Genomic DNA, 22,725 nt, shown 5'->3' on the forward strand with positions numbered 1-22,725 from the left:
TCCTTGTTAGAATTAGTGAAAAATAAGACTTTTAGCAAACAATCTTTTTTTAGGTGAGTAGAATTAATGTCCTATTGAAGAAGAATTCTTTCTTCTAATTAGTTCGTTTTTACACCTTTAGCTCTGTCACTAAAAAACGTTTAAAGATGGTGATGGGAACTACGTAGACTCCGGAGAATTTCGGGCGTGCCTAGACCCTGTTCCTCTAACCTGAGAAGGCTCAGGCGAACGCTAGTTGCAAGCGGAGCAGTTCCCATCACCATCAAGCACATACTGATTGACAGCGCTCAAGCAGAACTTAAGTTTAAAAAGCAACAATCTTTAAGAAAAGAGCCTTTCAGAAAACCTAACTCTGGGTTCTTAAGGGGAGTTTTTTGTGATATTTTTACTCTGGAAGATTGCCGTACCGAGCAAGGAGGTTATTAGGCCTAGTTCAAAGAAATTTGTGATGGCTCCGCTATCGATCGGTAAACTTACAGCACTTCCGATGATCATGGCAAGGGAACCGGCAAAAAACCACTTCCATTTTTGTTTAATCCAGATGATGATTGAAGCCACAAGTAATACAAGTGAAACTACCAATACCATTAGGGGCGGGCCGATTGAAGGTTCGTCAGAGCTATAGCTTAGGACACCGTTTTCCATATTTGCCACTAAGTGAAGTCCTGATACCTCAGTAAAAAGTTCAAATAATACCAATGAAAAAGTCAATGCATAGGCAGAAAATGTACTTAAAGGTTTCTTAGCCCACAATACTCCTCCTTGTTTCAATGTTTTCCAAGAAAATAACACGAGAAGAGGTGTGAAGCATGCATGTATCCAAAAACGTGCGAGGTTTAATCGTTCTAATCGTAACCCTTCCCCTATGAACTGACCTATTGCTATGATTCCGTTGTCATAAATAAGGCCGACAACAACGGGCAATAAAAAAACTAAACTTTTTATTTTGTAAGTTCTAAGACTGATCACTCCAATAACCAAAATCACGACGTAAGCAATTGAGAAGAAGCTAAAAAGAAATGTATCGATTTTGATTCCCTCCATTCTCGTATTCTTTTAAATAAATACGATTGTTACTTATGAATAAATCAATTTCCAAAGGTAAAGAGCTGACTCACACCACCGTTTAATGTCAGGCTATCTCTGAGCGAGATGAATACTTACGTTTCTTTTGTGATAGCCCTTACTTTATACTTAGTATGAGCATCACAAACGTAATCGTTTCAGTCGGGTTGAACATGATCCAATCTTGTGATCATGTATAAAAGGCTTTTTCTACATTTGTTTTTTTACCTAAATTTATTACAATGGATTCAGTCAGTATATCTTCATTAATTATATATACTCGAAGGTTAATTAATCAAATGATTAATAATGGATTTTTTTTGAACATCAAGGAGGTACCCATGAATAGCGAGTTACCTAAAAAACCTGGAAGACCAAAAATAAAGATCGAGAACAATCTAACGAGGGAGAAAATCTTAAAGACATCTGCACATCTATTTTTAACATATGGATATGAGGGTGTTTCCATGGAGCAGGTGGCTGAGGCATGCAGTGTGACCAAAGCTAGCGTTTACTATTATTTTAAAAACAAAGCAAACCTATTCTCAGTGGCTGTGTCAAGTATGTTCCAACGAATCACAATACAAACAGAGAAACTATTACATAGTTCTAATGGCTTGAAGCACAAATTATATGAAGTCACACTGGATCATCTAATGAGACCCCACATTGATTTTGAAACGTTATTAAAAGAAGCTGCTTTCTCACTGACAGAGAATCATATTCAGGAAATTCGAGGTGCCGAGAGGGAAGTTCATAGGGCGCTGGAAGGTATATTCAAGCAAGCCATGGAAAAAGGGGAGATAGTGGTGACAAATCCATTACTGCTTGCGCATGCATTTTCTACAGTGGCAATGATTCGTAATAAAACAGATTTAATAGAGGAACTAGGTGGTCCCCAAAAAACAGCACAAGCTTTGGTTGACCTTTTTTGGGAAGGTATTGGTCCAAAGTAATTAGAATATGTAAGACTGTGGACGGGTAATCAGTGTCTAACTGCCATCATACACAATCTGGTTGAGGCTGAAGCAGGCGATATTCCAGCATTCGATACAACGATAGAATAGCAAAGGATCAAACAAAATAAGTAGCCACCCTCAACAAACATAGAGGGTGGCTACATTCATGCTATGCTACTTCTGTTTCTTCCTCCTCCCCAGTCCCCTTTGACTTAAAGCTGATGAAGAAGAGGACGGCAAGAAGGACAATGATTGAAGCAAAAACAATCATATTCGATTCAATCAAGGTGACAAGGTTTCCAAGCACGATGCCGACCAATCCAAAGTCTGCATCTCCAAACGTTGTTCCCTGGAATCCTAAGTTTCCTAAAACCGGCAACAAGAGGGCCGGCAGGAAGCTGATCATGACACCGTTCGCCATCGACCCGATGACAGCACCCCTGCGTCCGCCGGTTGCATTGCCGAACACTCCGGCAGCTGCACCTGTGAAGAAGTGAGGGACAAGTCCCGGTACGATTACTTTTAATCCTAATAAAGGTAAAAATAACATGCTGACAAGACCAGCAATAAAGCTGAATAAGAAACCGATGATGACGGCATTCCCTGCGAATGGGAAGATGGCCGGGCAATCAAGGGCGGGTTTCGCATTCGGGACGATTTTATCCGCAATCCCTTTGAAGGCCGGGACGATTTCACCAAGGAGCATGCGTACCCCGGCTAAAATGATATACACACCAACGGCGAATGTGATCCCTTGCATAAAGGCAAAGACCAGGAAGTTTTGTCCGCCGCTCAATTCTCCTTCAACGAAAGCTGGACCTGCTGCACCTGCCACGATAAAGAACAGGATGACCATCGTCAATGATACGGAGACGGATGTGTCACGGAGAAAGCCGAGTGACTTTGGAACTTTGATTTCTTCTGTCGATTTAGAACCTTTTCCAACTGCTTTACCGACCGCAGCCGAAACCAAATATCCGATCGATCCGAAGTGGCCGACGGCAAAGTCATCAGACCCGGTGACTTTACGGGTGAAAGGCTGAAGCATCGCAGGCGACAGGACCATCAGTGCACCGAGGATGATCGAACCGAGAATGATCAATGGTACCCCGGTGAATCCTCCTGTGGTCAAGATGACAGCGATCAAGCAAGCCATGAACATGGTATGATGTCCGGTTAAGAAGATATATTTAAAAGGACTGAATCGTGCGATCAGAATATTGACAACCATACCGAACAGCATGATCATCGCTGTCTCCGTACCAAAGCTTTCCTGTGCAAGGGCGACGACGGCTTCATTGTTCGGGATCACCCCGTCGACTTCGAAAGCATGATTGAACATGCTGCTGAATTGCCCGAGGGACTGGACGAGTACATTCGCACCCGCCCCGAGGATGACGAAGCCCATGACCGTTTTAAGGGTTCCGGACACGACATCCCCTGAATTCTTGCGTTGAATCAGGAGCCCGATTAAGGCGAATAAACCGACAAGGATCGCGGGTGTACCGAGTATATCCTTCATTATGATATCAACCATTTGTATCGCTCCTTCCGTTTTAGTGGACTAGATATTTTGTTCCAGTGCTGCGCGGAGTTCGTTCTTATCCATCAGGTTCTTCAATTTCACGACATTCTTGCGGCCGTCTTCAAGGCTTTCGACGATATCCTCAGAACCCAGGAAAAGATCCGCCTGTTCTGTCTTGGCTGTTGTCAGGTCCGTGTGGGACACCTCAGCTTCTTTTCCCATATCTTTAAGTGCTGCTTTCACGTTCATCTCTACGATCATGCTGCTTCCTAATCCATTTCCACATACGACTAATACTTTTTTCATTTTAATTTCCTCCTCTGATTTATACTTCTACTGTTTGATTGATTAATTCAATAATGGTTTGACGATCACTTGCTGAGATTAACTTTTCCACGTTGTCTTCATTGGATAAGAGTTCTGTCAGCTGTGCGAGTGCCTTTAAGTGGGTTTGATTATCGATTGCCGCAAGCACGATGATGAGCTGCGCGCGATGCTTTTCTTTTTCGGAAAAGTAAACGGGTTCCTTGAGTCGAAGGAAGCTCATCCCCAGTTGTTCGACGCCTGTCTCCGGACGTGCATGGGGGATCGCGATATTTGGTGCAATGACAATGTAAGGACCCAGTTCCTTTACGTTCGTGATCATGGCCTCAACATAATCCGGGCGAATCGACTCCTGGTCGACGAGTGGCTGGCTTGCCACCTTGATGGCTTCCTCCCAACTCGAGACACGGTCTTTGAGCTGAATCGTTTGTTCTGTCAATAATTCATTGAGCATAGGCTTTCTGATCTCCTTTATTCGGGGAGTATTTTGGTCTAAAATGTGGACCAATTCTTTTTTCAGTGCATCTTCTTGATGGATCGTCGCATGGCGTTTGATGACATCCATCAGGTGATCGGTCATATTCTTTTCCTCAGGCTGCGAATCGAAAAGCTCATTCATACGCTGGATGACCCGTTCCTTTTCGAGATTCGTCAAGATGGCTGGGACATGGACAACGGGAATATCCTTCTCCTTGATATAATTGGTGGAAAAGATGACGTCTGCTTTGTACTCTTTCGTTCGATATTCCCTCATGGAGATTGTGGTGATGACATTCAGCCCGGCAATCAAGTTCTCTAATTGGGTACGGAGCATATTCGAAGTCCCGATCCCATTCTCACAAACAATGACGGCATGGAACTTTGTCTCGACCTTTTTTTTCTCTTTCGTCAACCATCCACCAAAATGCAGGGTAATATAAGCGACTTCCGCGTCGGGTATGGTCTTCCCGACATACATTTCCAAATGCCTCATCACGCGTTTAGTCAAATGGAAGATGTCCGGGTAGGTCTTTTGAATGCTATCCGCCAGATCATTCGCGATCGATAGCCCGTACTTCAGGCGATAATACGTCGGTTTAATATGGGAAATCAGATTTTCTTCCAGTCCATTTTTATCGTCGAACACCACACAGGAGTAAATTTGAAAATCATCAATCATCTGTTGAACGACTTCCTTCAGACCGGATAATTCCCGTTCGGTATAGCGCTTGAAGTTATCCTGCTGAACTTTTGATCCCAACAGATTCATCGTAATGAAGCAAACCTCATCATCGGGAAAAGAGACTTCCTTTACGTTTCCAAGTTTATTCGTAATATGCAGGGCTGCCTTGTATGCTTCTGTTTGCTTGAGGACCTGCTTTTCTGCTTCTGGAACAAGAATATACTCCTGCAGCTCGATTCTCTTCATGATCATCAAGATCTGCAGGGACAGAATCTCGACCATTTCATCTGTCAGCGTCAATCCCAATTCCTTCTCGGCTTCGTAAAGAACCTCTCTCACCAGGCGCCTTTGATCCGTTTCATGTGACCACGTGGCGGCTTCCGGCTGGATCATCTTATGGACCTCGTTCCGGACGTTCTGCCAATCCGGCTGCGAGAAGATGGTTGCCAGGATATTCGAAAGCACCGTTCTTTTCGCATCCTCAGGACCACTCAAACGGTATCCTGAACCTTTCTTGTAATACAACCGCAAACCGGCTTCCCTGAACTCTTGCTTGATCTCTTTAATCTCCTTGGCAATCGTCCCGCGGCTCATGCTTGTCAGTTCCATGAACCGTTGCATCGAGGCATCTTCTTCTTCTAATACTATTTTGGCTTTAATCAGGACTTCTCGTTCCTCTTTCGATAACTGATACTGCCAATCTTCGAAACCTTGATCCTTCGAAACCATTAACTTCGATTTCGATCCAGGAGGCAAAAACAATCCCTTGCCATGTTTACTTTCAATGGGTTCTAATCCTTGAGATCGTAACCAACTATTAATCTGATCCAGGTCGTAATAAATGGTCCGTTGAGACAAATTCATCCTGGCCACCAGATCCTTGGTCGGAATCGGGGCCGTCGAATGCTGAATGATGGATAATAAGTGTGCACGCCTTTTATCCAGTACCATGGGGATCCCCCTCTATTATCATTTTTGCATAATTGTATTGTTAGTTTATTAGATGATCATCTTATGAGTTTAGTATAAGGGCTATTCGCTTGTTGTGAAAGGGTTTTCAATGTGTAGAGTTTGTATGGGGTGATTTTGCAAAAATGAACAGATGGGTGAAGAGGGCATCAGAGAGGGAAGCTGGGATTGTCAATCGTATAGGAGTTTGAAATAATTGGAATTAAGAGAATGCCAAAAAGAGAAATAAGAAAGGGGAAAGTTTATGAGCGATCAAGAAACCTGTCCATTCTGCAATCCAGATGAGGACAAAGACCAAAACATCGTATTTGAAAACGAATCCTGTTATTTCCTGCAGCATAACAAGCATCAGGATGTATTAGAAGGGTCCGGCGTCATTGTTCCGAAAAACCATCATGCAAATGCATTTGAATTAACGGAAAAAGAATGGAACGATACATACGAACTATTACAAAAGGCAAAGGAATACGTAGACCAAGAGTTTTCCCCAGATGGATATACACTTGGTTGGAATGTAGGAGAAGTGTCCAATCAGTTTATTTTCCATTGTCACCTGCACGTCATACCGAGATATAACGACGAACCCTTGGCTGGAAAAGGAGTCCGTTATTGGCTGAAGCAACCTGAGAATAAAAGGGGAGGGCTGAAAATGAATAAGTAAGTAGACGACAAGAATTTTTAGGCTAATGTGACCGCGAACCGTGTTCCTGATGGGGACTGACTAATGTTAGTGATGAAAAAGGACGATTCTCCTGCTTGTTGGAAAAGCAGGAGAATCGTCCTTTCATGGTTTATTTGCTGTCAGCCATAAAGAAGCTCTAGTGGAAACCCTCTGATTGCCGTTACCAATTCTTTTTAAAGGATTCCTTCACATCACCAACCTTTTCTTGCATCTTTCCTTTATCCTTGTCGCGTTCGCCTTCCGCAATTTTAGAATCGTCGTTAATAAGTTTACCTAAACCTTTCTTCAAATCTCCCTTTGTCTGCTTTCTCTTTCCTTTTACCTGATCTTCATTTACTCGCATTTTCACTACCTCATTTCTATAATTTTTTTTCTTATTATTCAATATCCAAATGAGATTTGAAATAAACTAAACGGTAGTTAAAAAGTAATAGCAATTTATGCTAATTGAGTAACAAGAAAGAAATATTTGGCTCCGCCGGTAGTTTATCCAGAATAGGGTATGCTTCTTTTTTAAGAAATTAATGATTGAGTTTAATGGGATGTTTTGGAATAATTGGTAGTAAGTTGATGGGCGGTCTAGTTAAAGAGAAGCATATTATAGATTCTTAAAGTGTTGAATGTTCAAAGGAGAGGAAGAATGAAAGGACTAATCATAAAATCACCTTGGATCGAATTGATATTGGAAGGGAGAAAGGACGATTGGTGAACTCGAAGTGCCATTGAGCAGGTTTAGAATGGATACATAAGGGAAGGGTGGGAGAATGACAACAATCGGATTGATTCGGCATGGAATAACTCATTGGAACTCCTTAGGCAAGGCACAGGGAGTAAGTGATATTCCTTTAAATGAGATTGGCAGAAAACAAGCATCTGATATTGGAGATAGACTGGGCCAGGAAGAAAAGTGGGATATGGTTATTTCGAGTGACTTATCAAGGGCGATTGAAACCGCAAAGATTATTGGAAGTAAAATAAATTTACCCATCAGTCATGTGGATGAAAGGATTCGAGAAATTAACTGTGGCGAAATTGAAGGAACGACAGAGGAAGAGAGAGTGAAGATATGGGGGAGTAAGTGGCGTGATTTAGAGCTTGGAATGGAAAAATTTGAAGACGTATCTAACAGAGGAATCGATTTTTTGAAGGATACAGTTCATTCATATAAAGGAAAACGAATATTGGTCATAAGTCACGGCGCCTTTATCGGGTTAACATTGCAACAATTACTCCCTCAGAAATTCCAGACGACTTATATCCATAATACGTCTATTACTATTTTAAATCATGCAGAAGAAAGGTGGGAGTGTAGTTTATATAACTGTACGAAACACTTAAACTGATCTTTGATGATTAATAATGAGAGAAATGTGGATTGTCGGGACGATTCTTGTTTAGGAAGATTAGGAGGTATGTATGATGAACTTATTTCTTTCTGGAGGAGGAGATAAGGAACAGTCAGAAATGATCGATAAGGAATTTGTTAAAGTACTGGATCTTACTAAGCCGATGCTGTATATCCCAATTGCGATGCAGGGGGAAATTCCTTATGAAAATTGTTACAAATGGATACATAGTGTGTTTAATCCTCTAGGCATAAATGAAATAGAAATGTGGACTGATTTGGAGGCCAAGTCTTTAGAGGATTTAAGTACTTTCTCCTCCATCTACATCGGCGGGGGAAATACGTTCAATCTGCTAAACGACTTACGGGAGACAGGTTTTGATAAGATTCTAAAAGAGTATGTAGACAACAATGGAATTGTATATGGCGGGAGTGCCGGGGCCATTGTTTTGGGGAGGGATATTTTAACATCCTCGCATATGGACCCGAATCATACGGATTTAAAGACCTTTGAAGGCTTGAGTTGCTTTGGTGGCTATTCAATATGGTGTCACTATGAAAATAGCAGCGATGATTCAATTAAAGAATATGTGAAGAAATATGGGTATTCTGTCATCGCGCTCCCGGAAGAAACGGGTGTTTTTTTTCATGACGGAATAGTGAGAGTCGCAGGCTCATCTCCTGCTACTATTTTTAGGGAAGGCGATATAAAAGTCGTCAATCCCGATGAGATCGTTAAATAGATCAACAGAAATACAATGAAGAGAGGCATTCCTGAATGAGCAAAAATCCACATGAAATGAAAATTGTGATCGGAGCAGGAGAATACGTCAACAATCCCGGCTGGATCCACACACAGGAAGAGGAAGTAGACTTATTGGACGAACGTACTTGGGAAAACAGGTTCGATGAATGTTCAATCGATGCTATTTTGGCTGAACACGTCTGGGAACACCTTACGTACGAAGAAGGAATAGAGGCGGCTGAAATATGCAGGAAATACCTGAAGCCTTCCGGGTATATTCGATGCGCTGTTCCGGACGGCTATTTCCCCGATGAAACGTATCAAAGCATTGTCCAGGTTGGAGGCCCTGGTCCAATAGATCACCCGGCTGCGAGTCATAAGATCGTTTACAATTATCAAACGTTGACGGACATGTTTGAATGTGCCGGGTTTACAGTGACCTTACTGGAGCATTTTGATGAAGAAGGAAACTTTCATCAAAACCATTGGGACGAAGCTGACGGGGTAATTTTTCGCTCCAAGAAGTTCGACCCTAGAAACCAGGGGGACAAACTTGCTTTTCCTTCCTTGATTGTTGATGCTTTTAAAACAGTCGTGAATCACGGAGAAAAACGATGAACACATTCATATATATGGTCAGGCACGGAGATTCACCTAAGGAAGGCAATGAAAGAACAAGAGGTTTAACTCAAAAAGGTTTACTGGATGCCGAACGGATATCGGCCATTTTGAAAGAGGAAGAAATCGATGCTGTGATATCAAGTCCCTACCTGCGCTCCATGTTAACTGTTGAAAAGGCTGGTCACCAAATAGGACAGGAAGTGACAGTGGTTGAAGATTTAAAAGAGAGAATCTTTTCTGCCCGAGACGACCGGATTTCTGATCAGGAATTAGTTCCACTGTTGGAGAAGTCCTTTTCAGAACCGGACTTCGCTTTAAAGGGTGGAGAGTCAAATGCCGAATGTCAAGAAAGAGCCATAAACGCACTAAAAGAATTATTAAATGCCTATAGAGGAAAGAAAGTGGTGGTAGGTACCCACGGAGCGATTATGACGTTGATGATGGGATACTACGATAGCCGATTTGGTTTGGAATTCTTACATCGTACATCTAAACCTGATATGTATAGAATGGAATTCAAAGGTCAGGAATTCGTGGGTGTTCAAAGACTATGGGAGTGATTAACCGGAAATCCATTTCACCGAACTATTAAAATGAACAACCAAGGGGGACAATTGTCATGTTAAAAGTTAGACCGTTAGATGAGAGAGATTATGAATTAATCAGGGAAGCGGAAAAGGTCATCGAAAAGAATTATCGATACGGGCGACATCACATTGGTTCCGCTGTCAGGTCGGTATCCGGACAGGTTTATTCAGCTGTGCACGTAGAAGCGAACGTTGGAAGGATCACGGTATGCGGGGAAGCGATGGCCATCGGGAAGTCGATTTCTGAAGGAGACCACGAATTTGAAACGATTGTGGCAGTGGCTCATCCCCATCCACACGAAGATATAGAGAAATGTTGGGTCGTCGCCCCGTGTGGAATGTGCCGGGAGTTAATAAGTGATTATGGAGAAAATACTGATGTCATCATTTCTTACAATGGAGAACTGGTTAAGTGCCGTGTGTTGGAACTGTTGCCGGAAAAGTATAGTAGTGATGTTGAAGAAAATAAGGAATGACTAGGTAGGGAGATGTCTATCTTTCAAGTAAAGGAAACGCTGTTAACCAGATATCAAAAAGATTTCAAGGAAAATCGGCGCTTCATTGTGGGGATCGATGGATTAGGAGGAGCAGGTAAGTCCACGATTGCAAATGAGCTTCGACATGCATTAGAGCTGGAGGGTTTTGAGGCTCACATCTTTCACCTTGATGATCACATTGTTGAGACCCATAAACGATATGGGACCGGGAATGAAGAATGGTATGAATATTATTTCCTCCAATGGGATATTGGAATGATCGAAAGAGAGTTGTTTGAAAAGCTGCATGCTAGCAGCTCTATTACTCTGCCATTCTATCATCCTCCAACCGATACCATCAGAATGAAACCAATCCATCCGGCGCCGTCTGCTGTCATTCTGATCGAAGGTGTTTTCTTACAAAGGAAAGAGTGGCGCCGATATGTTGATTTTATGATCTATATGGATTGTTCACATGAAGTAAGAGCTGAAAGAGTTTTGAATCGTGACCTATATCTTGGTGATGATCAAGCAAGGCTTGATAAGTATAAAAGAAGATACTGGTTAGCCGAAGATCACTACATTGAGCATGTAAATCCGAAAGAGAGCGCTGATTATATACACAGAAGTTAATAATCGTTTTGATCGTTTGTCCCATCCGGGACTAATGAATAAGACAGTGAATGTAAAAGGGGGATGAAAGAAAATGGCGACTTGGATGGTACATTTCAGAATTGCAGAGAATTTGCTGAATAGGGGCTTACTGGTATCTGAAAAAGAGTTTGTAGTAGGTAATATCGGACCTGATTGTGGATTGCCTGATGAAGTCACGGGAGAATTTTTTCCTGACAAAAGAGTAACCCATTTTAAACTGGATGGGGGAATCAATCCAGACCTGTTTCTGGATCAGTACATAATGAAAGATAGAATCGATTTTGCCAGCCCACGCTTCTCATTTTATTTAGGGTATTATCTTCACCTCGTAACCGATGTGGAATGGAGCCATCTACATCGGCAAAAAAAGAAAGAGCCCAATTATCAAGACATACTCGGAACACCTGAATACACCAGAAAGATAAAAAGCGATTGGTATGGTTCTGATTTTGTGTATGTAAATGAGAATAAGGATACGATTTTTCAACATGTATTTCAACATATTAAGAGTTTCCCGGATTATCTGGACATTTTTCCTGAAGGACAGATTTCAAAACAGATTAAACGGATTACTGATTTTTATTTAGGCGATTCCTATGCTTTCGCTTTGGATCCTACATATAGATTTGACTACTTAACCCCCGATGAAATTTCTCACTTTGTTGACAAGACGACCGAGAAGTTAGTAGCCCATCTACAAGCAATTTTTGATGAGGAGACTTTATGGGATAAGCGACAATTATCAGTGAGTGAAGGATGAGAGTGTTTGCAATAATTGCAATCGAGGTGGGGAACTAAAGCTATACCTGTGTAAGGGGGACGTACATATGAGATTTCTCTGGGCGAGCTTGAACCTTTTACTGCCTGTGCTGGTATTATTTTTGGCGTTTGCCACCTGGATAGGATACATTGCTGAAAATATCCGGGTGTCTTATCACTATAAGTGGGGAGCCCTCCTTCTTTTCTTAGTCGGTTACGGCTTACAGTTTTATAAGAAAACAATCGGCTTAGTCATCGTAGGTTTGAGCCTAGTCATTTGGTTTTTATTGTAGTGGGGATTTTATTGAAAAAGTAGATTAAGAGGTGTTTAGTTGAACGTTTTTGCGACTAGTTCAGAGACTGAAAGATTGATTATACGACCATTGAAGGTTGCTGATTATCATAACTGGCTTGCGGAATTCGAAAGCAGATCTGCTTCCTCCAGCAGGCACGATGAAGGAAAGATCGATATGAGCGAATGCACGGAAGAATGGTTCGATCAATTGGTGAAGAAACACCAAGAACTGGCCAGTAACGATATTGCTCACGTTTTCGGGATTTTCAGAAAAGCAGATCATAAGCACCTGGGAATGGTGGACTTTTCAACATTATCAAGGAATGATTTTCAATGGGGCAGGATAGGTTACACCATACATAATCAGCATTGGAAGAAAGGGTACGGCAAAGAGGCAGTGAAAGCTGCATTGAATATGGCTTTTAATGATCTGAATTTCCACCGTATCGAAGCTCATATCAACCTTGATAACATACCCTCCATCAAGCTGGCTGAAAGTACCGGAATGAAGTTTGAGTGTATGAGGAAAGGGTTTATCTATGAGTTTGGTGAGTGGACGGATCATCTGATCTATTATCTTAATTCAAAATAATGGATGTGGAGCGCGGTGGTGTACCGCTTCGGATCGAAGAGAACCGGCACCGCGCTTCTTAGAGGGGAAAAATCGAACAATATCATTTTGCAGGCTTATGTTGAAGCAATGTTATTTTAAGAGCATTTTAGTGTTTTTTATGCCCTGTATTTCGAACAGAAAAAAGGCTGTCCCGGGACAGCCTGACTTTATTCCGAAAAAGCTTCCGAATAATGAACGACACCTTCTATATGTTCAAGAGAACGTTCCGTTAATTCAATGGCCATAAATACTTCATCCGGTACTTCAAACGGAGGCTTGATATTCCATAATGCCGCTCGCTTAAAGCCAAACTTCGGATAATAGTCTTTATGCCCTAACACAATCACGGAATGATAACCGATTTCCTTAGCCTTTTCAAGGGCTGCATGAATTAATTGGCTACCGATTCCTTTATTTTGATAGTGGGGAGCTACAGACACGGGAGCAAGTGCCAAGGAGTCTGCAACTTTATCGTGGTCTACGATCGTGATTTTAGATAAAAGGATGTGACCGACCAGTTCATTGCGATGATTGATGGCAACCAATGAAAGCTCGGGAATAAAGGCATCTGATTTTCTGATGTTTCTTACAAGCAGATGCTCTTTTTTATTGCTATATTCCTCATGTAAAAATGCTTGCTTCGTCATTTCTTCTGTCTTGCCATATTCTTCAGGGCGTTCTTGTCTGATGAAGATATCCATTCATAGTCTCCTATTCTATCATTCGATTTATCGGGTTGAGTATTGCTATAAATGGTAAACTCGATTTGTACCTGGTACCAACAGCCAAAATTGTACCAGGCACAAACCATCATATTTGTACCTGGTACAATGAACCTCAAATGTACCAGGTACAAATTATATATACTATTTTGCTATGTCCTTATTTTATTAAGTGGGGAAATCCGGGTCAAGGATTGCTTGTCCGGGACTGGAAAGAATTATATAATAAAAAAGGATCTTAAACATAAAGGAGGGAAAATTCATGCATTCGTTCACTTTAGACATCAAAGCTGAGAAAAAATATCTTGTCTTCATGATGTCTATTTTTGGAATTTCAGCCATCCGAGGGACAAGTCTGTCCTTTTTCAGCTAAAATTTCAATCATGTGAACGTACGTATGATTTCCTGAAAATAGCGAAAGCCACAGGGAATGATTCCCTGTGGCTTTTTTGATCTAGCTGCGGTGGCTAGAGGCTCGAGGTCATAAGCTAAACATGCCAAAAAGGCAAAAAACGCCTTTCCGGCATGTCCATCTTATGCTTGTCGCCTCTGGGCAAGCCGCCTCCGCTTTTCTAGTAACTTTGTGTTTAAGAGAGGACGAAATAAAATGATGAAAACAAAAAACAATATATATCTGCTGTATTTTTATCTCTTTTTTGCCCAGTTGTTCTTTGACCGGGCGTTGTGGGTCATCTACCTTGGGGATAAGGGGATGACCTTCGGCGAGATCGGCATATTGGAGGCGTTCCTCCATTTGGCCATTGTCCTGTTTGAGGTTCCGACCGGGATGATCGCTGATTTGTATGGGAGAAAGGTCAGCCTGGTGATCGGGAATGTGTTCAGCCTTCTTTATGGGTTGTTCATGCTGATGAGCGGCTCGTTTTCGATGTTTACCCTGGCCTTTTTATCCATGGGGCTCATGGTCACCTTCCATTCGGGTGCCGAGCAGGCATTTGCTTATGATACGTTGAAAGATGAGAAACGTGAAAAGGATTATACACGGGTGATTGGAAGTATGACGGCGATTTCCCTCTTATCATTAAGCCTTGCCAAATTCCTCGGGGGATTCATGGCCGAGATCAGCTGGGAATGGGTATATGGTGCTACCATTCTGACCCATATCCTGGCCTTGATTCCACTGTTTTTCATGAAGGAGCCGGTACGTGAAAAGACGGAGGATATTGGCGGGCGCTGGTATAACCAGTGGGTTCATCAATTTAAATTAGGTGTTGCGGTTTGGAGAAATAATACGGTGATTCACCAGCCGGTTGTGCTGTTTGTCTTAGCGAGTGCCGTCATGGTGATCATGGTGTTTTACGGACAGGAATACTTCATTCAATTAGGCTACTCCCCTGTGGTCGTCGGAGCTGTGTTTACGATCGAAGGACTCTTGGGCGTCGTGATGGCGAAGGTCGCTTACAGGGTGGAGGCACGATTTAAGTTTTTCAATATTTTATATTATGGCTTAGGTCTTTTTCTCTTCTTTTTCATCCTGTTTATCTTTGCCACAGACTGGGCGATCCTGTTATCATTTCTGATTCTTGCGCAGCTCCTGAGTCTGTTCGAACCAATCTTTAGCTCATTTGTGCAAGGCTTTCTAAAGAGCAACATCAGATCTACTTTTCTTTCGTTGATCGGGTTAATGGAAAGCTTCGTCATCATGATCAGCTTCCCGTTATTCGGATTCGCCATCGAACGTACAGGATTTACCGACGGATTTGCCGGCCTGCTGCTACTCTTTTTCGTGATTGCAGGTGGGTATCTGGTTGTTGAAAGGCTTAAAATAGAAAGAAAGAGTTAAGATAGGGAGCTTCTCATTTAGTTGAGGAGCTCCTTATTTTGTTGCAGGATAGATGATTTTTATTTCTGACCGGCAACTTCTTCTATCCCAAAAAAAATAGCATACTATGTTATAGTGTATGGGATATATGTAACAGAAAGAGGGATTTATTATCAGCAGTGTAAACGAAAAAACAGAGCCATTATTATCATTGAAGGGTGCATTGACGTTGGATGATTATAAGTTATTCAATGCTCTCCACACCAAGAGGACGCTCCGGATCATTTCTTTGTTATACTTTGTTCTCATCTTCTTAGTTTTTGCCTGGACGACTTCTTCAGGTTTGGAGAACGCCTTGGACGTTGTCATTGTAACCGTCTTTAACTTGATCTTTTCATCAGTAGCCACTTTGCTTTTGTTTCTTTTGGCAAAGGTCGTTCTAAGATGGAGAGGAATCAAGGAGTTTAAAAGTGATCAATTAATGAAGAGGGACTATACATACCACTTTGACGAAAACGGCATCACCCAGATCAGAGGGAGATCCACCAGTTATTTTGAATGGACGGATATCCTTAAAGTTCAGGGCCAAAAACGGATATTTTTGATTTACCTTTCCAAAAACAAAGCGATTCCTCTTCCTGAACGTTTCTTCAAGTCTCAAATGGACATGGACTCATTTAAGAAAGTCGTTACTGAAAACATGGATTCAAAGAACATTCACTTTAAATAAACATCTTCTCCATATGAAAGAAACGTGGGGCCGGCCCCCGGCATTTAATTGTGGGCCGAGTGGATTATCTACCGTGGAATCCAAAGCTTAGAGAAATCAAAATGCCCGAACGAATGGAATTTCACATCCTTGATCATGGGGTGGAAGGTCCTTGTCTTAATCGGATGATGCTGAAAGAGTAATAGATTATTCTCACGGATATGTGATTCGATTTCCGCCATGATCCGCTCCCTGTTTTCCGCCTCTTCCTGCTTGAAGATCTCGAGTTTCCCGTCGATCCATTCCAGGGATTCGAGGGGGAACATCCTTCTAAATAGAAGGGTGTCGTTGTAAAAGGCAGCAAGGAACGACAGGTGGGGATCCAGGGAAGAAACCTCGCCCATGAAGATCAGGTCTGCTTCCCGGTCCATTTCCCGAAGATAGAAATCAGGAAAAGTAAACGGATGCAGCACGAAGTTGATTCCATATTCTTCACCCTGCCTTTTATACCAATCGGCAACCTCGAAAGCTTTCTGGTAGTACATATAATAAAGTGTGATCGGCTCTCCGTTATATCCCGCTTCTTCCAAAAGGGGGAGGATGGCTTCCGGGTCCCTGGCTTGAGGCGAGGACCGTGTATTCACGAAGCTGCTTGCTTCCACCCAATGCTCCCATCCGAGGGCCTCAGCCATCCTGTTGATATCCATCAGATGATACAGTGCCTTTCGGATGGAAGGGTGCTGGATCACGGTTCGTCTTCTCATGTTGCACATGAGGAACCGGAAGCCTGTTTCAAGTTCATGCTTACTCAACACTTCTTCTGTCGGTGGATTTTGTACAGTGAAATCCACAATGGTGGCGGCATCCTGACTCACTCTGTAAAAATGGAGTTCATCCAGGAGGGGCCGTTCAAGAAAGTAGCGGTCAAATGCTTCGAGCACCACTTTGTTTTCTGAACGCTCTTTTAATAAAAAGGGACCGGTGCCAATCCATTCCTCTTCATTGAAAGACTGACTGGAAGGAAGAATGCAAAAGTTGGGCGATGCGATGTATCTGAGGAAAAATGGATTTTCTTTTTTCAATGTGATGACGACTTTATAAGGACCAGGGCATTCCACTGTTTCAATATCCTCTGCAAGCCATTGATGGGAGGATTCATCACTGTTTTTGATCCGTTCCACGGTATAGGCGACATCTTTGCTTGTCAGTGTTTCCTGATGATGGAAATAAACTCCTTTCCTCAAGTGGAAGATCCACTTCCTTTCATCAACAGACTCGAAATGGTGTGCGATATGGGGGAGGATCCGGTCTTCTCCTGCATCATATTTGACGAGGTTATCTCCCAGGTATTCAATTAAATGGGCTTCAAATGAGATGGATACCTTCAGGGGATCAAGGGTGGTGAAGTCCCTTGAAATAAACGCGTGAAGCACATCCTTGGATTCCGTTCCCTGCTTGAGCCCGAACATATCCCGGATATCCGTAGAAACCTTTGCAATCCATGACTTCGGAATCGGAAGTCTGAGGAGCTGGGCTGCCTGATCGAGCTTACCGTTTTCCATACAGTCTTTCATGAAATCTTCTACTTCTTGCTGGAAAGGGTGTCTGAACGTTACCTTCGAGGGATTTCCTCTCCCTGCACCAGGAAGGTACGTGAGCCTGCCAGACTCCTCGAATTGGTGCAGGATCCTTTTCACATTCTTCAGCGAACAAAACCATCGTTCTTCAAGCTCCTTTAATTTAAAGAAGCATTCGCCATTTACTTCTCGTTCGAGAAAATGAGCTCTCATGGCAAAATAGCGATCATTCATATCCATTCTCCTCCTAAAAGGGGACATTATTTCCTTTATTGTACCCTTTTTACCCCTTTTCTTCTAGCACATAATGGAAGCATAGAGGAGATGATACGATGTTTTCAGCATTACACCCAAATATCAAAGTCAGGATTTATACTTCATTTTTAAGCCGGGTAGTGGGCTCAGCTGTTTTCCCATTCATGGCCATCTACTTCACGAAGGAAATCAATGCATCCGTTGCAGGGATCCTTCTTCTGATTCAAGTCGCGGTTCAGTTTACCGCCGGACTTTACGGGGGGTTCCTCGCTGACATCATCGGCAGGAAGCGGCTGATGGTAGCAGGTGAAGTCATGAAGGTCGGTGCATTTGCCGGACTGCTTGCAGTCAATTCACCAATCTATACATCCCCGTGGATCACCTTTATCATGTTGCTCGTGATCGGCATTTCATCCGGGATGGTCAACCCTGCATCCGAAGCCATGCTGATCGATGTCAGCACAAAGGAAACAAGGGCATTCATGTACTCCGTCAATTATTGGGCCGTGAACTTCTCCATCATGATCGGTCTGATGATCGGGGGATGGTTCTTTGAACATCACTTCTTTGAATTGATTGCGGTTCTACTCCTTATGGGCATCGTGACGCTATGGATGACGGCAGCGTTAATCGTAGATACCTATCAAGTCAATCAAATAAAAGAAGAAAGAACTTACGGGATCAAGCCCCTTTTGAAAAGCTACAGCATGGTCATGAAAGACTGGACGTTCATGGCGTTTACCTTCGGAGGAATTGCGATTCTATCAATCGAATTTCAACGGAATAACTTCATTTCTGTGAGGCTGGAGGAAGAAATACTCCCTCAAACCATACAGCTGTTCAACCTGTATTCATTCGATATGGACGGGATCCGATTATTGAGCCTGCTGACCGTCGTCAATACATTGATGATCGTTCTATTCACGGCAGTCGTTGGAAAATGGATTACTGGCAAGAAAGAGGAACCCATCATGTACACGGGATTCATCCTCTTCGGACTGGGTTATTTCTTCATGGCTTTCAGCAACCATACGCTCACCCTATTCCTCTCCGTGATCGTCCTGACCATTGGCGAACTGCTCTATGTACCGACACGACAATCACTCCTGGCCGATATCGTGGATGACAGCAAGCGGGGAGCCTATATGGCCATGAACGGATTGGTCTTTCAAATCGGGAAGATGATCGGTGCTGCAGGCTTGATTGTCGGGAACATCGTTGGTGGAATGGCGATGGGAGCCGGGTTCTTAGGGCTCGTCGTCCTTGGGATCTTCTTTTCAAAAGTCGCTTTAAAGAGTGCTGGAAAGGAAGCTTCTGTCATCAAGACAAGTGCTGCGGTGGGCAAATAATGTGAACGTGGTTGATCTATTTAAATAAAGGGGGCAAATCTTTGAAACTCATATTATTATTCGGACCCCAAGCCGTTGGAAAGATGACGGTGGGGCAGGAATTAGAGAAAAAGACGGACTTAAAACTATTTCATAACCATATGACCATCGAACTGCTCCAACCGTTCTTTGGATTCAGTGAAGAAATGTGGAGCATATGTCATATGATGAGAGAAGAAATCTTTAAAGCCTATTCAAAAGGTGACGAGTACGGGATGATTTACACGTTCATGTGGGCATTCAACGAAAAAGGGGACTGGGAATGGGTCGAGAAGGTCACAGGTATTTTCGAAGCGAATGGTGCAGACGTGTATTTCGTAGAATTGGAGTCTGACTTGGACGTACGATTAGAAAGGAACAAAACACCGAACCGTCTGCAGCATAAACCAACCAAGCGAAATATAGAAGACTCTGAGAAAAGATTGCTTGAATCATTAGACAGCCTCCGGTTGAATTCTTATAAAGGAGAAATCGATCGAGAGAAATATTTGAAGATCAATAATACAAATTTGAGTGCAGAAGAAGTCGCTGAGATGGTGATCAGGGAGTTTCAATTGGAGCAGGGGGACACTGCCTGGGAATAATGATAATTCGACACGGAGGATCGATTATTTCCAATCGGGATCAATCAATCGAAACCAAGATAAAAAATAGGAAACAGGATCAATTATCCCGAATCCGGATAGAAAGTTGATCAAACGGGATGTATTATCGGAACAGGTCGATTTTCTATGACGTTTCACTAGCGGTTATGTCTCACTGTCCGGGAATTGGGACCTTTATTCCAAAAGAAAGGAGAAATCAAGAATGATAGAGTTGAAATACTTTTTGGAACAGGACTTCAATCAGCTGATCGATTGGGTGGAATCACCGGAGTTTTTGCTGCAATGGGGAGGTCCGGCATTTCATTTTCCATTGGATAAACCCCAGCTGGAGAAGTATCTAGAGAACGCCAATCAAGAGGGGACAGAAACCCTGATATATAAAGTAGTGGATCATGAGAAGGTCATTGGTCATATCTCCCTCGGGAAAATCGATCGTCGCAATCGATCGGCTAGAATTGGGAAAGTACTGGTTGGTGACAAAAGCACAAGAGGCAACGGAGTAGGACAGCAGATGATGAAAGAAATCCTCCGCATCGCCTTCGATCAACTTCACTTACACAGGGTAAGCCTGGGTGTATTCGACTTTAATGCTCCTGCCATTAACTGCTACGAAAAGGCGGGGTTCACGAAAGAGGGATTATTGAGAGATGCCAGGAAAAATGGGGACGAATACTGGAGTCTGTGGGAGATGAGCATACTGGAGGAGGAGTGGAGGATGAGATCGACATAGAGTATGATGGCCGGCCCCCTGCACGTAAGAGTAATGTGCAGGGGGCGGCCATCATTTATTTAAAGAAAATTCGACACGGAGAATCAATTACTGGCCCGGGTGGGTCTACCATGACCTTTCAAGCGCAGAAATATTTTCAAATAAGCACTATTGACCACAAACACACCAGCCTCCAACCAATTGTAAAAAATCGTAAGAAAAAAGGTCGAATTTTGTTAACACAATCTTCATTAAGCCTTATTTTAAACGACATATTCACTCAATATCCCTTTCCTAAACTGAAGTAGAAATACATATTCAGGATAGGAGATGAAGAAATTGAACAAAAAATTACTAATTGGTACAGGGGTTGCTTTTTCATTGTTATTCAGCCCTTTTAGTCAGGCGTTTGCCGAAGAACCGACAGCAGGGGAAAGAAAGCAAGTGGACAATGTAGCTCACCGCGGGGCGGCAGGGTATGCACCTGAAAATACGATTGCCGGTTTTGATGTGGCAGTTGATATGAAGTCGGATTATATCGAAATCGATGTGCAGAGAAGTAAAGATGGTGAATTGGTCGTCATTCATGACACAACGGTGGACCGTACTACAGATGGAACGGGAAAAGTAGGAGATTTAACACTTGAACAGCTTAAAGGTCTTGATGCTGGTAGTTGGAAGGGAGAATCATTTGCGGGAGAACCCATTCCGACATTTGAAGAGATTCTTGATCGTTACCACGGTAAGGTTGGAATCTTAATCGAATTAAAGGCCCCTGAACTTTACCCTGGTATTGAAGAACAAGTGGCAGAAGCATTAAAAGAACGGAATCTCGACAAACCTCAAAATGAAAAAATCATTCTTCAATCTTTTAATTTTGACTCGATGAAAAAAATGGATGGGCTGCTTCCACATGTTCCAGTCGGTGTGTTAACGTCCAACCGTGCACTTACTACACCGGAAGCGTTAGAAGAAATCTCAACCTATGCAGAATGGTTCAACCCAAGTTACGGAATCGTGACAGAAGAAGTAGTGGATAGAGTCCACGCCCAAGGGATGCAAATTGGATCATGGACGGTGCGCAGCCAGGAAGCGGCAGACTTTCTATTCGACATGAACGTGGATGCGATCATTACGGATTATCCGGATTATGTAGATCCTAGAAACTAATATTCTAATAAAAAGGGAGTAGCTTCTGCTGCTTCTTTTTTTCGGGTCTGACCCTCTGCACTTGGGGTCAGATCCTCTTTTTTTGTGGTATAATTATCCAAAAAGAAGGTGGTCATCATGTATCTTGGAGATTTACTCTTTCAGTTTGTCTTCTTTTCATTACTGCTACTCGGAGCTGTATCCTTTACCCTTTTCATCAGAAGAATCAACATCGATAGACGTAAAGAAGTTCATGCTTCTGATGATATCAATAAGAAGTTAGATAGAATCATTGAATTGCTGGAAAAGCAGAAGGGTGGCTGAACAGCCTAAAAGATGTATAGAGAGGAGACATAAGATGCAGTTATTTCACTATCACTGGTGGACGGACAGAGCGGAAGAGATGGAAAGTTTTTATCGGCAGTCAGGATTCGAAACCACGTTAAGAGTCGGTCGGTACAATGGGGAAATGCACACATTCAATCCTCCTTTGAACTGGGAAGATTTTAGAGATAAAGACATTCGTTTTAGAATAATTGAAATGGTCAAAGGTCAAACCAATCTAACATTTGGACACGGGAAAAGGGATATGTTCGACCATATTGGCTTCCTGGTTACGGATACTGAGTATTCAGAGATCATAAATAGGGCGGGAGAACTGCAGTGGAAGGTAGATGAAGGCGAACGAAGAACGTTCATCTCCACTCCCTGGAAGTTTCGGATCGAACTACAAAAAAGGCGGGAAGTGGTGAGTGAAGAAAAACACCCATCTATACAAGCTGTGGAGATTCACATGAATTTCCGCGAAGACCCTGCCTTAGTCAGCGGGCTTTTAGGTTTTGAACTGACAGAACAAACGAATGGAAAAGTGACAATGGGGAACGAAGAATGCACCCTTATTTTTTGCAGCAGTGAGAAAAAGGAGACGCGTCTGCATTCCGTTACGTTCCTTGCCGATCATAATTTCACTATGGCCGACACTGTTCATACGAAATTAATCGGCAGAACACAATGATGGAGTGGGAATCAATGAGACGGCACCGTGGCTAA

General features: G+C 42.7%; 26 protein-coding genes. 19 read left to right on the plus strand and 7 right to left on the minus strand.

From position 1 onward, the window contains the following. Positions 1-360: 360 nt before the first annotated feature. Positions 361-753 (minus strand): hypothetical protein, encoded by a 393-nt coding sequence (locus tag TV75_RS22360; RefSeq protein ID WP_253275513.1) that lies wholly within the window; start codon positions 751-753, stop codon positions 361-363. 653 nt (positions 754-1,406) lie between these two features. Between TV75_RS22360 and TV75_RS11230 the strand changes: the two genes are divergently transcribed. Then, the gene (locus TV75_RS11230) at positions 1,407-2,021 is read left to right on the plus strand and encodes a TetR/AcrR family transcriptional regulator (protein ID WP_044338818.1); all 615 of its coding nucleotides are present in this window, start codon (positions 1,407-1,409) and stop codon (positions 2,019-2,021) included. Positions 2,022-2,193: 172 nt separating this feature from the next. On the opposite strand, the gene TV75_RS11235 is transcribed toward TV75_RS11230, so the two are convergent. The 3 genes from TV75_RS11235 to TV75_RS11245 are packed head-to-tail and all read right to left on the minus strand — an operon-like array spanning position 2,194 to position 5,986. Further along, entirely contained in the window at positions 2,194-3,561 is a 1,368-nt protein-coding gene (locus TV75_RS11235; protein WP_044338819.1) for a PTS ascorbate transporter subunit IIC, read from the minus strand. A 27-nt stretch (positions 3,562-3,588) separates the two neighbouring features. Beyond that, the gene (locus TV75_RS11240; RefSeq protein ID WP_044338820.1) at positions 3,589-3,855 is read right to left on the minus strand and encodes a PTS sugar transporter subunit IIB; all 267 of its coding nucleotides are present in this window, start codon (positions 3,853-3,855) and stop codon (positions 3,589-3,591) included. Between the two features lie 19 nt (positions 3,856-3,874). Beyond that, positions 3,875-5,986, minus strand: a complete 2,112-nt coding sequence (locus tag TV75_RS11245; protein WP_044338821.1) for a BglG family transcription antiterminator — start codon at positions 5,984-5,986, stop codon at positions 3,875-3,877. A gap of 262 nt (positions 5,987-6,248) precedes the next feature. Here TV75_RS11245 and TV75_RS11250 point away from each other — a divergent pair, with 262 nt between their 5' ends. Next, positions 6,249-6,665 (plus strand): HIT family protein, encoded by a 417-nt coding sequence (locus TV75_RS11250; RefSeq protein ID WP_044338822.1) that lies wholly within the window; start codon positions 6,249-6,251, stop codon positions 6,663-6,665. Between the two features lie 181 nt (positions 6,666-6,846). Here the strand turns inward: TV75_RS11250 and TV75_RS11255 are convergent, their stop codons facing one another. After that, a complete protein-coding gene (locus TV75_RS11255; protein ID WP_044338823.1) occupies positions 6,847-7,029 on the minus strand; it encodes a CsbD family protein in 183 nt (60 codons plus the stop codon). A gap of 421 nt (positions 7,030-7,450) precedes the next feature. Between TV75_RS11255 and TV75_RS11260 the strand changes: the two genes are divergently transcribed. The 9 genes from TV75_RS11260 to TV75_RS11300 all read left to right on the plus strand — a co-directional run bounded on the left by TV75_RS11260 (position 7,451) and on the right by TV75_RS11300 (position 12,760). Beyond that, the gene (locus TV75_RS11260; RefSeq protein ID WP_044338824.1) at positions 7,451-8,029 is read left to right on the plus strand and encodes a histidine phosphatase family protein; all 579 of its coding nucleotides are present in this window, start codon (positions 7,451-7,453) and stop codon (positions 8,027-8,029) included. Between the two features lie 73 nt (positions 8,030-8,102). Then, complete coding sequence (locus TV75_RS11265) at positions 8,103-8,774, plus strand: Type 1 glutamine amidotransferase-like domain-containing protein (RefSeq protein WP_044338825.1); 672 nt, start codon at positions 8,103-8,105, stop codon at positions 8,772-8,774. Between the two features lie 35 nt (positions 8,775-8,809). Next, complete coding sequence (locus tag TV75_RS11270; RefSeq protein WP_044338826.1) at positions 8,810-9,394, plus strand: class I SAM-dependent methyltransferase; 585 nt, start codon at positions 8,810-8,812, stop codon at positions 9,392-9,394. After that, positions 9,391-9,957 (plus strand): histidine phosphatase family protein, encoded by a 567-nt coding sequence (locus TV75_RS11275; RefSeq protein WP_044338827.1) that lies wholly within the window; start codon positions 9,391-9,393, stop codon positions 9,955-9,957. The genes TV75_RS11270 and TV75_RS11275 overlap by 4 nt, the downstream gene beginning before the upstream one ends. Before the next feature lie 59 nt (positions 9,958-10,016). Further along, on the plus strand, positions 10,017-10,460 hold the full coding sequence (locus TV75_RS11280; protein ID WP_044338828.1) for a cytidine deaminase: 444 nt from the start codon (positions 10,017-10,019) through the stop codon (positions 10,458-10,460). 12 nt (positions 10,461-10,472) lie between these two features. After that, positions 10,473-11,093, plus strand: coding sequence for a kinase (locus TV75_RS11285; RefSeq protein WP_044338829.1), 621 nt, complete (start codon positions 10,473-10,475; stop codon positions 11,091-11,093). Positions 11,094-11,166: 73 nt separating this feature from the next. Beyond that, positions 11,167-11,874, plus strand: coding sequence for a zinc dependent phospholipase C family protein (locus TV75_RS11290; RefSeq protein WP_044338830.1), 708 nt, complete (start codon positions 11,167-11,169; stop codon positions 11,872-11,874). Positions 11,875-11,941: 67 nt separating this feature from the next. After that, positions 11,942-12,166: a hypothetical protein gene (locus tag TV75_RS11295; RefSeq protein ID WP_044338831.1), complete on the plus strand. Its 225-nt coding sequence runs from the start codon at positions 11,942-11,944 to the stop codon at positions 12,164-12,166. A 39-nt stretch (positions 12,167-12,205) separates the two neighbouring features. Beyond that, entirely contained in the window at positions 12,206-12,760 is a 555-nt protein-coding gene (locus TV75_RS11300) for a GNAT family N-acetyltransferase (protein WP_044338832.1), read from the plus strand. Positions 12,761-12,948: 188 nt separating this feature from the next. On the opposite strand, the gene TV75_RS11305 is transcribed toward TV75_RS11300, so the two are convergent. Then, a complete protein-coding gene (locus TV75_RS11305) occupies positions 12,949-13,482 on the minus strand; it encodes a GNAT family N-acetyltransferase (protein WP_044338833.1) in 534 nt (177 codons plus the stop codon). A gap of 628 nt (positions 13,483-14,110) precedes the next feature. On the opposite strand from TV75_RS11305, the gene TV75_RS11310 reads away from it, so the two are divergent. Together TV75_RS11310 and TV75_RS11315 are read left to right on the plus strand one after the other, a co-directional pair. Beyond that, the gene (locus TV75_RS11310) at positions 14,111-15,304 is read left to right on the plus strand and encodes an MFS transporter (RefSeq protein ID WP_044338834.1); all 1,194 of its coding nucleotides are present in this window, start codon (positions 14,111-14,113) and stop codon (positions 15,302-15,304) included. Positions 15,305-15,512: 208 nt separating this feature from the next. After that, entirely contained in the window at positions 15,513-16,013 is a 501-nt protein-coding gene (locus TV75_RS11315) for a YcxB family protein (protein WP_044338835.1), read from the plus strand. Between the two features lie 68 nt (positions 16,014-16,081). Here TV75_RS11315 and TV75_RS11320 read toward each other — a convergent pair whose 3' ends face one another. After that, positions 16,082-17,803 carry an ABC transporter substrate-binding protein gene (locus TV75_RS11320; protein WP_044338836.1) on the minus strand — a complete coding sequence of 574 codons (1,722 nt, stop codon included), beginning with the start codon at positions 17,801-17,803 and terminating at the stop codon, positions 16,082-16,084. Between the two features lie 98 nt (positions 17,804-17,901). On the opposite strand from TV75_RS11320, the gene TV75_RS11325 reads away from it, so the two are divergent. The 6 genes from TV75_RS11325 to TV75_RS11355 all read left to right on the plus strand — a co-directional run bounded on the left by TV75_RS11325 (position 17,902) and on the right by TV75_RS11355 (position 22,690). Next, positions 17,902-19,173, plus strand: a complete 1,272-nt coding sequence (locus TV75_RS11325; RefSeq protein ID WP_044338837.1) for an MDR family MFS transporter — start codon at positions 17,902-17,904, stop codon at positions 19,171-19,173. Between the two features lie 41 nt (positions 19,174-19,214). After that, on the plus strand, positions 19,215-19,796 hold the full coding sequence (locus tag TV75_RS11330) for an AAA family ATPase (protein ID WP_044338838.1): 582 nt from the start codon (positions 19,215-19,217) through the stop codon (positions 19,794-19,796). A gap of 223 nt (positions 19,797-20,019) precedes the next feature. Continuing rightward, positions 20,020-20,547 (plus strand): GNAT family N-acetyltransferase, encoded by a 528-nt coding sequence (locus TV75_RS11335; protein WP_044338839.1) that lies wholly within the window; start codon positions 20,020-20,022, stop codon positions 20,545-20,547. Between the two features lie 318 nt (positions 20,548-20,865). After that, positions 20,866-21,696 carry a glycerophosphodiester phosphodiesterase gene (locus tag TV75_RS11345; RefSeq protein WP_044338841.1) on the plus strand — a complete coding sequence of 277 codons (831 nt, stop codon included), beginning with the start codon at positions 20,866-20,868 and terminating at the stop codon, positions 21,694-21,696. 117 nt (positions 21,697-21,813) lie between these two features. After that, positions 21,814-21,999, plus strand: coding sequence for a DUF4083 domain-containing protein (locus tag TV75_RS11350; protein WP_044338842.1), 186 nt, complete (start codon positions 21,814-21,816; stop codon positions 21,997-21,999). A gap of 34 nt (positions 22,000-22,033) precedes the next feature. Beyond that, on the plus strand, positions 22,034-22,690 hold the full coding sequence (locus TV75_RS11355; protein ID WP_052504531.1) for a hypothetical protein: 657 nt from the start codon (positions 22,034-22,036) through the stop codon (positions 22,688-22,690). Positions 22,691-22,725: the final 35 nt, after the last annotated feature.

It is taken from the genome of Rossellomorea aquimaris (assembly GCF_000935355.1).
In the GTDB taxonomy this organism is placed as follows: Bacteria; Bacillota; Bacilli; order Bacillales; family Bacillaceae_B; genus Rossellomorea; species Rossellomorea aquimaris_B.

What these genes read in the sequence shown, in the direction of transcription:
- TV75_RS11230 (WP_044338818.1), top strand. Translation starts at nt 1,407, where the DNA reads ATGAATAGCGAGTTACCTAAAAAACCTGGAAGACCAAAAATAAAGATC.
- TV75_RS11235 (WP_044338819.1), bottom strand. Translation starts at nt 3,561, where the DNA reads ATGGTTGATATCATAATGAAGGATATACTCGGTACACCCGCGATCCTT.
- TV75_RS11240 (WP_044338820.1), bottom strand. Translation starts at nt 3,855, where the DNA reads ATGAAAAAAGTATTAGTCGTATGTGGAAATGGATTAGGAAGCAGCATG.
- TV75_RS11245 (WP_044338821.1), bottom strand. Translation starts at nt 5,986, where the DNA reads ATGGTACTGGATAAAAGGCGTGCACACTTATTATCCATCATTCAGCAT.
- TV75_RS11250 (WP_044338822.1), top strand. Translation starts at nt 6,249, where the DNA reads ATGAGCGATCAAGAAACCTGTCCATTCTGCAATCCAGATGAGGACAAA.
- TV75_RS11255 (WP_044338823.1), bottom strand. Translation starts at nt 7,029, where the DNA reads ATGCGAGTAAATGAAGATCAGGTAAAAGGAAAGAGAAAGCAGACAAAG.
- TV75_RS11260 (WP_044338824.1), top strand. Translation starts at nt 7,451, where the DNA reads ATGACAACAATCGGATTGATTCGGCATGGAATAACTCATTGGAACTCC.
- TV75_RS11265 (WP_044338825.1), top strand. Translation starts at nt 8,103, where the DNA reads ATGATGAACTTATTTCTTTCTGGAGGAGGAGATAAGGAACAGTCAGAA.
- TV75_RS11270 (WP_044338826.1), top strand. Translation starts at nt 8,810, where the DNA reads ATGAGCAAAAATCCACATGAAATGAAAATTGTGATCGGAGCAGGAGAA.
- TV75_RS11275 (WP_044338827.1), top strand. Translation starts at nt 9,391, where the DNA reads ATGAACACATTCATATATATGGTCAGGCACGGAGATTCACCTAAGGAA.
- TV75_RS11280 (WP_044338828.1), top strand. Translation starts at nt 10,017, where the DNA reads ATGTTAAAAGTTAGACCGTTAGATGAGAGAGATTATGAATTAATCAGG.
- TV75_RS11285 (WP_044338829.1), top strand. Translation starts at nt 10,473, where the DNA reads ATGTCTATCTTTCAAGTAAAGGAAACGCTGTTAACCAGATATCAAAAA.
- TV75_RS11290 (WP_044338830.1), top strand. Translation starts at nt 11,167, where the DNA reads ATGGCGACTTGGATGGTACATTTCAGAATTGCAGAGAATTTGCTGAAT.
- TV75_RS11295 (WP_044338831.1), top strand. Translation starts at nt 11,942, where the DNA reads ATGAGATTTCTCTGGGCGAGCTTGAACCTTTTACTGCCTGTGCTGGTA.
- TV75_RS11305 (WP_044338833.1), bottom strand. Translation starts at nt 13,482, where the DNA reads ATGGATATCTTCATCAGACAAGAACGCCCTGAAGAATATGGCAAGACA.
- TV75_RS11310 (WP_044338834.1), top strand. Translation starts at nt 14,111, where the DNA reads ATGATGAAAACAAAAAACAATATATATCTGCTGTATTTTTATCTCTTT.
- TV75_RS11320 (WP_044338836.1), bottom strand. Translation starts at nt 17,803, where the DNA reads ATGAATGATCGCTATTTTGCCATGAGAGCTCATTTTCTCGAACGAGAA.
- TV75_RS11325 (WP_044338837.1), top strand. Translation starts at nt 17,902, where the DNA reads ATGTTTTCAGCATTACACCCAAATATCAAAGTCAGGATTTATACTTCA.
- TV75_RS11335 (WP_044338839.1), top strand. Translation starts at nt 20,020, where the DNA reads ATGATAGAGTTGAAATACTTTTTGGAACAGGACTTCAATCAGCTGATC.
- TV75_RS11350 (WP_044338842.1), top strand. Translation starts at nt 21,814, where the DNA reads ATGTATCTTGGAGATTTACTCTTTCAGTTTGTCTTCTTTTCATTACTG.
- TV75_RS11355 (WP_052504531.1), top strand. Translation starts at nt 22,034, where the DNA reads ATGCAGTTATTTCACTATCACTGGTGGACGGACAGAGCGGAAGAGATG.